At 72.2% G+C, this 13733-nt stretch carries 20 protein-coding genes; 9 read left to right on the forward strand and 11 right to left on the reverse strand.

Features of this window, described 5'->3' with window-relative positions; all coding sequences use genetic code 11:
• Positions 1-16 precede the first annotated feature (16 nt).
• Positions 17-550 carry a barstar family protein gene (locus CHC05_RS14160; RefSeq protein ID WP_089248792.1) on the reverse strand — a complete coding sequence of 178 codons (534 nt, stop codon included), beginning with the start codon at positions 548-550 and terminating at the stop codon, positions 17-19.
• Between the two features lie 188 nt (positions 551-738).
• Here CHC05_RS14160 and CHC05_RS14165 point away from each other — a divergent pair, with 188 nt between their 5' ends.
• Together CHC05_RS14165 and CHC05_RS14170 are read left to right on the forward strand one after the other, a co-directional pair.
• Positions 739-1647: a cation diffusion facilitator family transporter gene (locus CHC05_RS14165; protein WP_089248794.1), complete on the forward strand. Its 909-nt coding sequence runs from the start codon at positions 739-741 to the stop codon at positions 1645-1647.
• A gap of 189 nt (positions 1648-1836) precedes the next feature.
• On the forward strand, positions 1837-2880 hold the full coding sequence (locus tag CHC05_RS14170) for a coiled-coil domain-containing protein (RefSeq protein ID WP_089248796.1): 1044 nt from the start codon (positions 1837-1839) through the stop codon (positions 2878-2880).
• Here CHC05_RS14170 and CHC05_RS14175 read toward each other — a convergent pair.
• The 3 genes from CHC05_RS14175 to CHC05_RS14185 form a co-directional block, all read right to left on the reverse strand.
• Entirely contained in the window at positions 2874-3404 is a 531-nt protein-coding gene (locus CHC05_RS14175) for an SRPBCC family protein (protein ID WP_179266179.1), read from the reverse strand. The two genes, CHC05_RS14170 and CHC05_RS14175, sit on opposite strands and share 7 nt — an antisense overlap.
• Positions 3405-3413: 9 nt before the next feature.
• Complete coding sequence (locus CHC05_RS14180; RefSeq protein WP_089248798.1) at positions 3414-4160, reverse strand: serine/threonine-protein kinase; 747 nt, start codon at positions 4158-4160, stop codon at positions 3414-3416.
• A gap of 86 nt (positions 4161-4246) precedes the next feature.
• On the reverse strand, positions 4247-4600 hold the full coding sequence (locus tag CHC05_RS14185) for an STAS domain-containing protein (protein ID WP_089248800.1): 354 nt from the start codon (positions 4598-4600) through the stop codon (positions 4247-4249).
• A 387-nt stretch (positions 4601-4987) separates the two neighbouring features.
• Here CHC05_RS14185 and CHC05_RS14190 point away from each other — a divergent pair, with 387 nt between their 5' ends.
• Complete coding sequence (locus tag CHC05_RS14190) at positions 4988-5422, forward strand: hypothetical protein (protein WP_089248801.1); 435 nt, start codon at positions 4988-4990, stop codon at positions 5420-5422.
• A 99-nt stretch (positions 5423-5521) separates the two neighbouring features.
• Positions 5522-6523, forward strand: coding sequence for an AraC family transcriptional regulator (locus CHC05_RS14195; protein ID WP_179266180.1), 1002 nt, complete (start codon positions 5522-5524; stop codon positions 6521-6523).
• A gap of 7 nt (positions 6524-6530) precedes the next feature.
• Here CHC05_RS14195 and CHC05_RS14200 read toward each other — a convergent pair whose 3' ends face one another.
• The 3 genes from CHC05_RS14200 to CHC05_RS14210 form a co-directional block, all read right to left on the reverse strand.
• A complete protein-coding gene (locus CHC05_RS14200; RefSeq protein ID WP_089248805.1) occupies positions 6531-6803 on the reverse strand; it encodes a hypothetical protein in 273 nt (90 codons plus the stop codon).
• Between the two features lie 91 nt (positions 6804-6894).
• Positions 6895-7677, reverse strand: a complete 783-nt coding sequence (locus CHC05_RS14205; RefSeq protein ID WP_089248807.1) for an NAD(P)H-binding protein — start codon at positions 7675-7677, stop codon at positions 6895-6897.
• Between the two features lie 63 nt (positions 7678-7740).
• Positions 7741-8130, reverse strand: coding sequence for an ArsR/SmtB family transcription factor (locus CHC05_RS14210; RefSeq protein WP_179266181.1), 390 nt, complete (start codon positions 8128-8130; stop codon positions 7741-7743).
• Here CHC05_RS14210 and CHC05_RS14215 point away from each other — a divergent pair.
• The 4 genes from CHC05_RS14215 (at position 8129) to CHC05_RS14230 (ending at position 10397) form a co-directional block, all read left to right on the forward strand.
• On the forward strand, positions 8129-8659 hold the full coding sequence (locus tag CHC05_RS14215; RefSeq protein ID WP_089248811.1) for an O-methyltransferase: 531 nt from the start codon (positions 8129-8131) through the stop codon (positions 8657-8659). The genes CHC05_RS14210 and CHC05_RS14215 overlap by 2 nt on opposite strands.
• Positions 8660-8678: 19 nt before the next feature.
• Complete coding sequence (locus CHC05_RS14220) at positions 8679-9062, forward strand: VOC family protein (RefSeq protein ID WP_218824540.1); 384 nt, start codon at positions 8679-8681, stop codon at positions 9060-9062.
• 62 nt (positions 9063-9124) lie between these two features.
• Entirely contained in the window at positions 9125-9577 is a 453-nt protein-coding gene (locus CHC05_RS14225) for a hypothetical protein (protein ID WP_089249498.1), read from the forward strand.
• A gap of 40 nt (positions 9578-9617) precedes the next feature.
• A complete protein-coding gene (locus tag CHC05_RS14230; protein WP_144022588.1) occupies positions 9618-10397 on the forward strand; it encodes a hypothetical protein in 780 nt (259 codons plus the stop codon).
• Between the two features lie 4 nt (positions 10398-10401).
• On the opposite strand, the gene CHC05_RS14235 is transcribed toward CHC05_RS14230, so the two are convergent.
• The gene (locus tag CHC05_RS14235; protein WP_425426748.1) at positions 10402-11253 is read right to left on the reverse strand and encodes an SAM-dependent methyltransferase; all 852 of its coding nucleotides are present in this window, start codon (positions 11251-11253) and stop codon (positions 10402-10404) included.
• Here CHC05_RS14235 and CHC05_RS14240 point away from each other — a divergent pair.
• Positions 11228-11797, forward strand: a complete 570-nt coding sequence (locus CHC05_RS14240) for a DUF1349 domain-containing protein (RefSeq protein ID WP_089248819.1) — start codon at positions 11228-11230, stop codon at positions 11795-11797. The two genes, CHC05_RS14235 and CHC05_RS14240, sit on opposite strands and share 26 nt — an antisense overlap.
• 4 nt (positions 11798-11801) lie before the next feature.
• Here the strand turns inward: CHC05_RS14240 and CHC05_RS14245 are convergent, their stop codons facing one another.
• Genes CHC05_RS14245 through CHC05_RS14255 form a run of 3 tightly spaced genes read right to left on the reverse strand, consistent with a single transcriptional unit; the run spans position 11802 to position 13660 of the window.
• Positions 11802-12371: a hypothetical protein gene (locus CHC05_RS14245; RefSeq protein WP_089248821.1), complete on the reverse strand. Its 570-nt coding sequence runs from the start codon at positions 12369-12371 to the stop codon at positions 11802-11804.
• 7 nt (positions 12372-12378) lie between these two features.
• Entirely contained in the window at positions 12379-12576 is a 198-nt protein-coding gene (locus CHC05_RS14250) for a hypothetical protein (RefSeq protein WP_089248823.1), read from the reverse strand.
• Positions 12569-13660 (reverse strand): M20 family metallopeptidase, encoded by a 1092-nt coding sequence (locus tag CHC05_RS14255; RefSeq protein ID WP_089248825.1) that lies wholly within the window; start codon positions 13658-13660, stop codon positions 12569-12571. Before CHC05_RS14255 ends, CHC05_RS14250 begins: the two co-directional genes overlap by 8 nt.
• Between the last annotated feature and the right edge of the window lie 73 nt (positions 13661-13733).

Consider the following 13733-nt stretch of genomic DNA (forward strand, 5'->3'; position numbering starts at 1 on the left):
CCGACTTCCGGCGGGCCTAGGAAGCCCGGCTGGCGTCGAGCCATTCGGCCTCGTTCCAGCCGACCGCCGTGGCGCCGACCGGTTCGAAGGTGATCTGTCGGTCGTCGCTCTGCACCAGGCACATCAGGCGGCGGCCGAGCAGCGCGGCGGCGCGCGAGCGGTCGGCCATGATGTCGAGCACGACGTGCGCGTGGCGGGGTCGGTGCCTGGCGAACGCGTCGTAGCCGGTGAGGACGAGCACGAGCCCGGTGGTGCCGGCCGCCCAGCCGTACCGCTGGTTGACGACGTCGCGCATGCAGTCGTTGAGCGCGGCGAGGTTGCGCCCGTAGCAGTCGGGAAAGCTCAGCGCGGCCGCGACGGCGCGGTGCAGGTCCTCCTCGGTCCACCACCCGGCCGCGTCCAGCGTCGTGACCTGGTAGCCGTGTGCCGCCAGCCACGCCGTCGTGTCGTCCAGGATCTCCCGGCGCCAGAACAACGTCACCGGGGTGTTCGCCATCAGCCGGTAGGCCCGGTCGTGGCTCAGGTCCGTGTCCGCATCGAAGGCCGCCATGATCGGAAAGGCTAGCCAGTTCGGTCAGTCTCCGCACCTACCCCAGGGACCCGCCGAGCCCCACCGGTAACCATGACGAGCGACCCGTCCGGCGGACAATGGGAATGGTTCCCGGTGTCACCTTTGCATACATAGCGATGTTTGCATAAGACTGTAGTGAGCAGCGGCGTCAACGGACGGGAGGACCGGTGGGGGCAGGGCACGACCACGGGGTACGCGACGCGGGCGCTCAGCACCGCGGGCGGCTCTGGGCCGCCTTCGGCCTGCTCGCGGTCTTCATGGTCGTCGAGGCGATCACCGCGTTCGCCACCGGCTCGCTCGCGCTGCTCTCGGACGCCGGGCACATGTTCACCGACGTCCTCGGCATCGGCATGGCCCTCGCCGCGATCACCGCCGCCCGGCGGGCCGCGCGGGACCCGCAGCGCACCTTCGGCCTCTACCGCCTGGAGGTGCTGGCCGCCCTGGGCAACGCGGTGCTGCTGTTCGGGGTCGCGATCTACGTGCTCGTGGCGGCCGTCCGCCGGTTCGGCGACGCACCCGAGGTCAACACCACGCCGATGCTGATCGTCGCCGGGCTGGGCCTGGTCGCCAACATCGTCGCGTTCGCGCTGCTCCGCCGCGGCGCGAAGGAGAGCATCAACGTGCGGGGCGCCTATCTCGAGGTGCTCGGCGACCTGGTCGGCTCGGTCGGCGTGCTGGTCGGCGCGGGGGTGATCGCGGCCACCGGCTGGTTCCTGGTCGACCCGCTGGTCGCGGTCGCCGTCGGCCTGTTCATCCTGCCGCGCACCTGGAAGCTCGGTCGCGAGGCGCTGCGGATCCTGGTGCAGGCGGCTCCCGAGCACCTCGACGTGTCCGCGATGCGCTCCTCGCTCGGCGCGGTGCCGGGCGTGTGCGACGTGCACGACCTGCACGTCTGGACGCTGACCTCGGGCATGGAGGTGGCCTCCGCGCACCTCGGCATCGAGGGCGACGCCGAGGTCGCGACCGTGCTGACCGCCGCCCGGGAGACGCTGCACGACGGCTTCGGCATCGAGCACGCGACGCTCCAGGTGGAGCCGGTCGCCTCGACGGGCGACTGCCACACCGCCCGCTGGTGACCCTTTGTATTTAGCGCGGCCTTAACTTTGGTGACCTTCGACGTCCATTTGCCCGAATAAATCCGGGCAAGTTACGTCAATGCCTCTTTAACGGACCTCCCGCTCCGTAGGCATTCGTGGGTACCCTCCATCTCGATCTTCGACCGACAGACCCCGACCCCGGTCGCGGCTGACGGAAGGACGACCCAGATGACACGACAATGGATCCGGGTTGCCACGGTCGCGATGTTCGGGCTGGTGCTCGGGCTCGTCGGTCCGCTGGCGCCGGCCAACGCGGACCCGTACGACGAGGGCGGCACCGAGGAGCTGCGGGACCAGCTCGACAAGGCCAGCCGCGGCTTCCTGGACGCCCAGACCGCGCTGAAGCGGTCGCAGGGCAAGCAGAAGGAGCAGGAGACCGCCCTGCGGACGATCGAGCAGGACCTGGCCACGCACGTCGAGACGGTCGCGGAGATCGGCCGCTCGGCGTACCGCACCGGCCGGCTCGGCCCGATGTCCGCACTAATCAACGCCGACTCGCCGGAGCGCTTCCTGGAGCGGGCGAACGCGCTCGGCATGGTCGCCGCCAACGAGCAGCGCGAGATCCAGGACCTCGATCAGTCGAAGGAGAAGGCGGCCGCGGCCACGGCGGCGATCCGGACGGAGGTACGCGAGCAGGAACGCCAGGTGGCGTTGATGAAGGCCCGCAAGGACCAGGCGGAGCGGGCGCTGGACGTCGCGGCCAAAGCGCAGAAGGCCGACGCGGCGCGGGCGGCCCAGTCCGGCGGCACCGGCAGCAACACCGGCGGTTCGGGCGGTGCCACCGCCACACCCACCAAGCGCAACAGCGACGGCAGCTACCCGACCGAGTCGTGCAGCGTCAACGACCCGACCCCGGCCAACGGCTGCATCACCCCGCGCACCCTGCACGCGCTGAACCAGGCCAAGGCGGCCAACTTCACGCGCTACGTGTCGTGCTACCGCAGCGGGGGCTCCGGCGAGCACCCGAAGGGCCGGGCGTGCGACTTCGCGGCCGCGAAGAACGGCTTCGAGGGCGACGCGACCGGTGGCGACAAGACGTACGGCACGAACCTGGCGAACTACTTCATCCGCAACTCGGACCGGCTCGCCGTGCTCTACGTGATCTGGTACCGGCAGATCTGGTTACCCAGCAGTGGTTGGAAGTCCTACAGCGGCGCGGGCGGCGACCCGTCCAGCGACCACACCAACCACGTGCACCTGAGCGTCTACTGAGGTCCCGAAGAACCATCAGGGGGTACGCCGTCCGGCGTGCCCCCTGATGTGTTGTCCAGCACCGTCGCCAGTCGCTCCGCCAGCGCGTGGTGGGCCGCCCGCGCCTGCTTGAACGCGTACCCGTAAAGGATGCTCGGCGCGGTGAGCGTGATCCGCACGTCGATCCGGCAGCCGCCGTCGGACAGCGGGTAGATCTTGGTCCAGTTGCGCAGCGTCGTGCCGGGCCGCTGGCGGGCGACGGTGACGACCTCGGTCACGAGCTCGTGCGGTGCGTCCGGTGGGCCGATCCTGTTGATCGCCATGACGTCGGCGGTGTACGTGGTCGTGAAGTGGAACGGACCGAGCGGAAACCGATCGTTGATCACGAAGCTGCGCACCGCACCGTCCACTGGCGACACCTCGGTCACCTTGACGATGAACGGATGGAGCTCGGTGTGCCGGCTGAAGTCGGAGAGCAACGCCACCGCATCGGCCACCGTGCAGCCGGCGCGCAGGTCGTAGGTGAACGAGCCGGTCTTCGCCAAGGCAGACCCCTAGTTGAGGCGATGCAGGGCCGGCGCGGGAAGGGTTTGGGGCAGCGGAGCGGTGGCCGGCATGATCGATGACCATAGACCGATGGCGACGTCCGCGCTGCCCGGTCGGTCGGCCGGTGCGCGGCTCATGGCCGCCCGGCACAGCTCGGCGACGGCGCGGGGCAGGCCGGGCACGGTCAGCACCGGCGCGGGGCGCGGGCCGTGCTGTTCGGGCCACCCCGTGAGCATTCTCAGCAGCAGCGCGCCGAGGGCGAAGACGTCGTCGGCGGGCAGTCCCGGTGCGCCGGCGGGGCCGGCCAGCCCGAAGTCGATCATCTTGGCGCCGGCCCGGGTCAGCATCACGTTGCGGGCCGACACGTCGCGGTGCACGACGCCGCGGCGATGGGCCACGGCCAGGACGTCCGCGACGGTCGCCGCGATCCGCACCGCCTCGGGCCACGGCAGCGCGCCGCCGACCAGCCGGCCGGCCAGCGCGATGCCGTCGAGCAGCTCGAGGACGACGTACGGGGCGACGGAACCGTCCGGCAGCCGCGCCCTCCCGTGGTCGTACACCTTGGGAACGCTCGGATGGCGGAGCCGCTCGGTGAGCTCGGCCTCGCGGCCGGCGGTGTCCGCGTGCGCCGGCGTGATGACCTTGACGGCCAGCGGGCGCGCGGAGTGGCTGTCGAAGCCGTGGTAGACGGTCGACACCCCGCCACGCGCGATCGGGGCCAGCAGGACGTACCGCCGGAGGATGGTCGTGCCCATCCGCAAACACGCCACGATCCGGGACTCTGCCGGATCGCACGAGCCCGGACAAGAGTTGCCGGGAAGGCTTTAACCGCCTATAAGGGTCAAGCCCCCGCCGGCGTGTTGAGGTCGCCGAGATAGGGCTCCGGCGCGCCGAAGAGGCCGAGCAGACCGGTGACCCAGAGTTGGCGGTGTACGAACCGACTGGGCTCGGTGACCACCAGTTTGACGCCACTCACCTCGGCGGTCTGGAAGCCGGCCACCATCGCACTGATTCCGACGGAGTCGATGAAGCTCACCAACCGGAGGTTGAGCTCGATCCGGTTGGGGCGGTCATCGGTCAGCGCAGCGGCAATGGCCTCTTTGACCTCGTGGGCGGAGTCGACGTCGATCTCACCGCGGGGGGCAATCTCGAGGACTCCGTTGGCACGCCGAGTTGTCACGATCGACAGACTCACGCAACTACCTCCGAGCTCGAACCTCGGTCCGCATCCAGGGGACCTTTCGACAGTACGCGGACCGCGACCGAGAGTATTCGCATCCATCACATGGTCGCCAGCCTTGCGGCCGCGTACTTTCCCCTTTCTCGTATTCCGAAACCGGCATAGCCGGCAAAAATAGGAATATGTGACCTTCGACTCGCGTGAACCGAACACACATGTCGAATTCGGCCGCAGCCAGCCTACCGCACGTGGCGCCCGTCACACTGAGTGAGGCGACGCGGACCGTCCACTGTGACCCAGGTCGCGTTCCGTGGTTTGCGCGCGCCGACCGGCGGGCACTCACCACAACAAGCTTCGGACGCTCCGAAGTGGCAGGTTCGGCGACCGAGGAGGACAGCAGGGATGTTCGGAACCAACCTCATGGACCGCCGGAGCAGGGCCGAGCGGATCAGTGACGATGCCTGGGACCACCTGCACGCCTTCGTCGACTCGGCGCGGTACGCGGGACGGCGCACCGCCGACCTGGCCGGTGACGCCGGCAGCACCGTCAGCGGTGCGGCCGGTGCCGTCGGTGGCGCGGCGAGCGCCGTCGGCGACGCGGCCGGTGAGGCCCGGCGGCGAGCCGGTCTCGCGTTCGACGCGCTCGCCGGTCGCCGGATGCCCACCCCCTGGGTGCTTCTGATCGCGGCCGCCGCGGTCGGCGCGGCGATCGGTTGGGCCGCCGGGTCGGCGTCCCGGGCGGCGATCGCCCGGATGAGCGACGAGGAACCGGGCGACCGGGTCGAGGAGCTCGAGTTCGTCGACGCGGACCGGGCGAAGTCGACCCTGGAGAGCTGAGCTCAGCACGCGGAGTCGCGGGGTTGCCGAACAGCTAGACCGGCAACCCCGCTCTGCGCCCGATTGACGTGCGACTCTGCGCGAGCGATGCTCATGGTCATGCGTCACGGGCCGACTACCCAGCGTGGCGATCCGTTGCCGATCGAGACGCACTCGTTCCGCATCAGCGACCTCGACGAGGCGCGGGCCTTCTGCGCCGAGTTCTACTACGACGTCGACCTGGACCTGCTCGACACCGCCCGGCCCCTGGCCCTCGCGGCCGACATCGTCCGGCTCGGCCCGGTCACCGTCGGCGACATCCAGTTCGGTGCCGACGTCGCCATCGGCGCCGACCTGATCGACGCGTACCACGTCAACATGCCGATCGCCGGCGCGATCGGCAGCGAGCACCGGGGCGCGATCACCGTCGCCAGCCCGCGCCGCGCCGCCGTCTACCGGCCCGGGGCCGGCGCGCACGCCGGCCGCTGGTCCGCCGAGTGCCGCAGCCTCGGCATCCGCTTCGACCGCGCGGTGCTGGAGGCGGAGCTGGCGGCGCTGCTCGGCCGCCCGGTGAGCGGCCCGATCCGGTTCGGCGCGAGCTTCGACACGACCCACGGCGCCGGGCTGACCTGGTCCCGCATGATCAACCTGCTGCGGTCGGAGGTCGCCAACCCGCACAGCGCGCTGCGCCAGCCGCTGGTCGCGGAGCGCTATGCGCAGGGCCTGCTCGGCGGGCTGCTGTACGCGGTCGACCACCAGTACGCGGACGCGCTCACCGCCGACACGCCCCCGGTCCGCCCGCGCACGGTCCGCCGCGCCATCCAGGTGATGGAGGCCGACCCGACCCATCCCTTCACCACCGCGGAGCTGGCCCGGATCGCCGGGGTCTCGGCGCGCTCGCTGCAGGAGGGCTTCCGGCGGCACGTCGGCTTCTCACCGATGGGCTACCTGCAACACGTTCGCCTGGGCTACGCGCGCGACGAGCTCCGCCACCCGGTGCCCGGGCGCGACACGGTGGCCGCGATCGCGCACGCGTGGGGCTTCGGCCACCTGGGCCGCTTCGCGGCGGCGTACCGCGAACGCTACGGCGAGTCGCCGTCAGCCACCCTGCGCGGGCGATAAGCGCCTCCTACTCCCCCGGGTCGCCGAGGCGGTCGCGGGAGGTGCGTTGGGCCGGGATGAAGGGTTCGGCGCGCACCGGGCGCCCGTTGGGTGAGCGGAGGGTATCGAGAACCCGGTGCGCGGCCGCGAGGCCGTCTTCCGCCGTGGTGGTCAGTGCCGACGGCGTCGTGCCGGCTTCGATCCGGAGCGCGGCCTGCAGCCGGTCGTAGCGGTGCAGAAAGTCGACCGCACCGCTGAGCGCGGCCACCGCCCGCAACATGTCACCTTCGAGGTCCTGCATGGACGCGTCCCTCCCCCAGATCCGACGGACTGTAGGCCGGGGCCTGTCGTCCGTCGATCCACTTCACGCCGGGGTTATCCGGATCGCGCGCCTAGAGAAACCGCTCCACCACCTGGCGCAGGGTCGCCGGCTCGCGGCCGAGCACCCGGCGCAGGTCGTCGGTCTGGCGTTCCAACCTGCCGGCCCGGGCCAACCCCATCAGGAAACCCATCGGCCCCTGGACCGCGTCCGGAGAGTCACGGTGCTCGACCGGCCGGCCGGCTTCCCGCAGCACCTCAGCGAGCTGCTGGTAGGTCCACGGCGGACCGGTCAGGTCGTACGCCCGGCCGAGGTGGCTGTCGTCCGTCAGCACGTTCACCGCGGCCTCGGCCAGGTCCGCCCGCAGCGCGGTGTTGAGGCCGCGCCCGCCGGTGGCGGAGAGCAGCACCCCGGACCCGACAACGGCCGCGTTGACGAAGGCGTCGGTGTAGAACGGGTGCCGCAGGATCGTGTGGCCCAACCCGCTGGCGACGAGCGCCCGCTCGGTCTCGTGGTGCGCCGCGTTCATCGGATCACCGCCCCGGTCGGCGCCGAGGAAGCTGGTGTACGCGACGGCGCGTACCCCCTCGGCGACCGCCGCGTCGATCACCGCGCGGTGCTGGGCGACCCGCCGGTCGGTGGCGAGCTCGGGCGAGGAGATCAGCAGCACCCGCTCGGCCCCGGACAGCGCCGACCGCAGGCTCACCGGGTCGTCGTAGTCGCCGTGCCGGACCTCGGCACCCACCAGGTCGACAGCCGGGTCGCGGACGGCGGCCACCACCCGCGAACCCCGGGCGACCAGTTCCGCGACCACCAACCGACCCAGCGCACCCGACGCCGCGCAAACAACGATCATGGCGGCCAGCGAACACCGCACCGGCGGACCGCGCCACCGAGTTTCGCGCTGCGCGGCGACCGGTCACGGCTCCCGCGGCAACTTCGGCACGTCGGCGCGGAAGACGCTGAGCAGGATGCCGTACGCCGTCGCCGTGTCGTCGTCGATGTCCTCCGGCTCGTGTCCCCACGCCTCGAGGCGGGCGACCAGGTCCCGGGCTCGCGCCGGCGTCAACCACACATGCCGGAGCATCGTGTGCTCGGTCTCGCTGTGCTGGACGAGGCCGGCGTCGACGAGCACCTTGACGTGGTAGCCGACCGTGCCCTTCGGCGAGCCCACGGCCGCGGCCAGCTGGCCGAGCGTGGCCGGTCGCTGGCGCAGCATCGTCAACAGGCGGTGCCGCTGAGGGTGGCCGAGGGCCTTGAACTGCCGCGGCGTTCGGATCGTCACCACTCGGCCGGGAACGGCCCGCATGCAGGTCTCACCCGACCAGGGCGCCTTGCTGACCATCCTGACCCGGCTCACCAACGCCCGGCGGGCCGTCGAGGTCGGCGTCTTCACCGGCTACTCGACGCTGTGCATCGCGCGCGGCCTGGCACCGGGTGGGCGGCTGTTGGCCTGCGACGTGAGCGCGGAGTGGACGTCGATCGGGCGCCCGTTCTGGGCGCGCGCCGGTGTCGACGACCGCATCGATCTCCGTCTGGCGCCGGCCCTCGAGACCCTGCGCGCCCTGCCCGCCGACGCCGACCTCGACTTCGCGTTCGTCGACGCGCACAAGCCCGAATACCCCGCCTACTACGCCGAGATCGTGGCCCGACTGCGTCCCGGCGGCCTGATCGTGCTGGACAACATGTTCCTCGGCGGCCGGGTGCTCGACCCGGACCGGTCCGACGAGCAGACGGCGGCCGTCCGCTCCCTGAACGCCACCATCGCCACCGACGACCGGGTGGAGGCCGTCCTGCTTCCGGTCCGCGACGGCGTGACCGTCGCCCGCCGCCGGTGAACGGGTCTACAGTGCCCGGATGTTGTCTCGTACGCCAGGAATGTGGTGGGGCACCGCCGTCGAGGCACCCGACCCCGCCGCGTTGGCACGCTTCTACTCGACGCTGCTCGGCTGGCCCGTGGTGCACGAAGAACCGGGGACGGCGGTCGTGGCCACCGCCCCCGAAGGGCCCTTCGTGGTGTTCCAGCAGGCGACCGGCTACCGGCCGCCGGTGTGGCCGCCCGCCGACGGTGACCAGCGGCCCATGATGCACTTCGACTTCCAGGTCGCTGACCTCGACGCCGCGGTCGCCGAGGCGGTGGCCGAGGGAGCGAAGCTCGCCGACCACCAACCCCAGGACAACGTGCGGGTGCTGATCGACCCGGCCGGCCACCCGTTCTGCGTCGTCCGCGACGACGGCTGAGGGTCGGTTTGACCCTCGACCTGGTCGAGGCCCCATGATCTGCCCCCGTGACAGACACCGTGATGGCCGGCATCGCCGAGGCCGTGAGAATGGGGCAGGCCGGGCAGAGGACAGCGGCGAGGGATGCGCTGACGCGCCTCTGGGGCCAGGCCGACGACCCGCTGCACCGTTGCACGATCGCGCACTACCTGGCTGACCTCCAGGAGAGCCCCGAGGACGAGCTGTGCTGGGACGAGCGGGCGCTGGCCGCGGCCGCCGTGCTGACGGACGACCGGGCGCGGCAGCACGACGCGTCCTGGCAGGTCCAGGCGATGCTGCCGTCCCTGCACCTCAACCTGGCCGACGTGCACCGCCGGCTCGGCCACGCGGACGTGGCCCCGCACCACCTCGATGCGGCGCGGGCCCTGCTCGACAGCCTGCCCGACGGCGACTACGGCACGCTGATCCGGCAAGGCTTCGACCGGGTGGAGCAGGCACTCGCCAGTGGGTCGTCCGCGCCGCTGGAGACCGCCTGACCGGCAGGCCCGGGCGGGCAGAAGCCATTAGCCTGTGCCGATGTCTTTGCGGTTCGTGGTCGTGATGGCTCTCGCCGCGCTGGTCGCGATCGTTGCCGCGACGGCCGGCAGCGTCGACATGGCGGTGGTCGGTGCGGCCGTCGCGTTGGGGGTGGCCGCGGTGCATCCGGCGCTGCGCGACCCGGGCGTGCCCCGGGCGACCCGCGTGCTGCTCAGCGGTGCGCTCACGCTGTGCGCCGCTGCCGTCCTCGCCCTGCTGTGGCGGTGGCCGGTCGGCACCGACGACCTGTTCGTGTCGGTGCGGGACCCGCGCTGGCAGTGGCAGCAGTTCTGGTGGCACGCCACCGTGGCGGGTTGCCTCGTGCTGGCCGTCGGCTGTCTGGTCGGCGCGGTCAGCCGGCTCCCGCGCGAGCGGCTGCGCCACCTGGGCCCGGCCTCCGCGACCGTGGTGCCGATCACGTTGCTGGCGTTGGTGCTGCTGCCGCTGATCGTCGCTCTGGTCGGCCCGATCACCGCGGCCGTGGAGGTGGCGTGCGTCGTCGGCGGCTACGTCTGGCTCGTGCGGCGGGCGGTGCGGCGGCACGGCGCCGTCGCGATCGTCGCGGCGGGCACGACGCCGCTGGCCGTGCTGACCTGGTTCACGGTCGACGAGGCCTGGCGGAGCTGGCCGGAGCCACCCCGCGGCGACGTGTTCTACGCCGTCGCGGTGGCCGTCGACGGTGGACCCGACGTCGAGTCCGGCGGCGTCGTCGCGGCGCTGCTGGTCGGCGCCGTCCTGACCGTGCTGGCCTGTGCCCGCCTGGCCCGTGCCGCTCCCTGAGCGCTCAGGCGCTCTTGCGGGCCACGGCGGCGTACTCGGAGACCGGGGTCTCGTCGTTGCCGCCCGGCCGCCATTGCGAGCAGGTGACCAGACCAGGCTCGAGGAGTTGCCAGCCCTCGAAGAAGCGGGCGAGGTCGGCCGGGTCGCGGACCGCCATCGGGGCTGCGCCGCTGTCGTTCCACATGGCCACCGCGCGGTCGACCGCCTCGGGGTTGACCTCGCGGGTGGGGTGCGAGACGACCAGGTAGCTGCCCACCGGCACCGCCGCGGTCAGCGCGGTCACGATCTGCCGGGCCTGGTCGTCGTCGACGACGAAGTTGAGGATGCCCAGCAGCATCACCGCGACCGGGCGGTCGAAGTCGAGCGTGCGGTCGGCGGCGGCGAGGACCGACACGGGATCGCGGACGTCGGCCTCCAGGTAGTCGGTGGCGCCGGCCGGGTCGCTGGTCAGCAGCGCCCGGGCGTGCAGCAGCACCATCGGATCGTGGTCGACGTAGACGACCCGGCAGTCGGGCGCCACGGACTGCGCGACCTCGTGGGTGTTGGCGGCGGTCGGCAGGCCGCTGCCGAGGTCGAGAAACTGGCGCACCCCGGCCTCGCCGGCCAGGTGCCGGACGGCCCGGCCGAGGAACTCCCGGTTGAACCGCGCCGACTGCACGAGCTCCGGCAGGAACGCCAGCACCTGCTCGGCCGCCGCCCGGTCCGCGGGGAAGTTGTCGGTGCCGCCGAGCAGGTAGTTCCACAGCCGCGCCGAGTGCGCGACGCTCGTGTCCAATGCGGTCAGCTCGTCCACACCGGACAGCATAGAGGATCTCCGATACGCTCGGCCGGTGCTGACGGACATGACGTGGCTCAACGAGCCGGCTGACTGGTCGCTGGACGGCGACGTGCTGCGGGCCGTGACAGAGTCGAAGACGGACTTCTGGCGCGCGACCTTCTACGGCTGGACCACCGACAACGGCCATTTCTTCCACCAACCGGCGACCGGCGACTTCACCGCCGAAGTCGTCGTGTCGGCCGGGCACACGACGTTGTTCGACCAGGCCGGCATGATGGTCCGGGCCGACGAGCGCAACTGGCTCAAGACCGGCCTGGAGGTGACGTCGGGCGCTGTGCAGGTGAGCACGGTCTACACCCGCGGGTTCTCGGACCTCTCGGTCACGCCCGTCGCCGGTCCGCCGGGCGAGGTCGCCATGCGGGTCACCCGCTTCGACGACGCGCTCGCCGTGCACTGCCGCAGCGGCGACGGCCCGTGGCAGCTGCTGCGGCTGGGCCACCTCGACCTGCCCGCCACCGTGAGTGTCGGCGTCATGGCGTGCTCACCCTCGCGGGCCGGCCTGGAGGCCACCTTCCGCGGCTTCCGGATCGGTCCGCCGATCTCCCGGGAGGGCCTCGAATAGCGCGTCAGCTGAAGCGTTCCGTGGTCAGGGGCACCAGACCCTGCCGGCGTACGGTCTCCGTCAGCTCGCGCAGCAGCGGCCCGACGGCGTGGTCGGCGTCCGTCGCCAGCAGGACCGTGACGTCGAGGCCCCAAGCGATGCCGCCCACGCGGCGCAGGGTCCAGCTGACGAGGTCGTCCCCGATGCGCCGGCTATGCTCCGGACCCGGATCCATGGCCAGGTCCTTCGCGAACAGCACCCGGTAGACCCGCCGTTCGCGGAACCCGTCCGGTGCCTCCGCCGGCCCCAACCGCAACGGCGCCGAGGTCGGGAACGGCTCGTAGCCGGCGAGTGATCGCAGCGCCGCCTCGTCGGGCAGGGACCCACCACCGAGCCGCCGGTACGCGGACTCCCCGCCCGCACGGTCGGTGGGCGTCAGACGCGCGAGCGACTCCGGGTCGGCACGCAGCGCGAGGCCGGACGACGCCGACCAATGCCCCCGCCAGACCGCGCCGCGCAGGCCCACCGTCGAGTGGTCCGGTGCGCGCACGAACTCCTCGACGAGGACGCCGTCGCCCAGCAGGTAGTAGTCCATCCCCGCATCATGCCTCGAAGTCGTCGTCGCCCGCGTGGTCGGTGGGGCGCGCCTGAGCCCCCACCAGAGCGACGAGGAAGATCCCGCCCAGGAGCCCGAAGAGCCAGAGCGGCCACTGTGGGAACAGCGCGGTGACCAGGTGCAGCGCGAGCAACGCCAAGAGGACGACGAGGACTCCCGCGACCCACCGCACGATGTCAGCCATCGTCGCCGACCAGCCGCGCGACGAGGGCGGCGAGCAGGTCGGTGCGGTCGGCCATCGCGGCCAGGTCCACCCATTCGGACGCGGCGTGCGCGCCGCCGCCGACCGGGCCGAGGCCGTCCAGGGTCGGCACGCCGAGGTGCGCGGTGAGGTTGCCGTCGGAGGCGCCGCCGACCGCGACGCCCGCCGGGGCGGGCAAACCGAGGCGGGCGGCCAGGTCGCGGGTCAGCCGGTGCAGGGCGGCGCCCGCCGTCGACGGAGGCATGGCGGGCCGGTGCACACCCCCGCGCACCGCGAGCGTGGTGCCCGCGCCGACCGGCCGCAGCCCGTGCACCGCCCGGTGCACGCGCTCGAGCTCGGCGTCGTCGAACGCGCGCACGTCGATCGCGACCCGGGCCGCCGCCGGGACGCTGTTCTCGCTCGTGCCGGCGGTCAGCATCGTCGGCGTGACGGTGGTGTCGCCGCGGCCGAGGCCGGCGATCGCCAGCACCTGGTGGGCGAGCTCGACGCCGGCGTTCGCGCCGGACTCCGGCTCGATGCCGGCGTGCGCGGCGCGGCCGGCGACCGCGAGGTGATAGCGGGCGGCGCCCTTGCGGGCGACCTTCAGCGCGCCGCCGGCGCTGGGCTCGCACACCAGGGCGGCGTGCGCACCGCGGGCGGCGTGCTCGATGAGGACCCGTGACGTCGGCGACCCGATCTCCTCGTCGGCGTTAACGATTACGCTGACGCCGTCGAGCCGCGGCAGCGCCGACAGCGCGTGGAACAGCTGGACCAGGCCGGCCTTCATGTCGAAGCAGCCCGGCCCGGTGGCGCGGTCGCCGTCGACCCGGAACGGCCACGCGGACAGCGTGCCCAGGGGCCACACCGTGTCGTGGTGGCCGAGCAGCAGGACCCGGGTGGCGCCGTGCTGCCACACGAGATGCGCGCCGGACCGCTGCGGTGGCGAGCCGAGCAGCCGGGTGCCCAGGTCGGCGACCGCCCGGGCACTGGCGGCCGTGGCGGCGCCATCGGTCGACGGCGACTCCACGGACACCAGCTCGGCCAGGTCGTCGACCATCCGGGCACGACGGGATCGGAGTTCGGTCATGGCGGCTCCTATGGTCCAGATGGACTAGACAATTGAGACTGACAGCCCGCTCGACCGCTCGTCAATACTTGGA

Source organism: Asanoa hainanensis (genome assembly GCF_900188485.1).
Lineage (GTDB): Bacteria > Actinomycetota > Actinomycetes > Mycobacteriales > Micromonosporaceae > Asanoa > Asanoa hainanensis.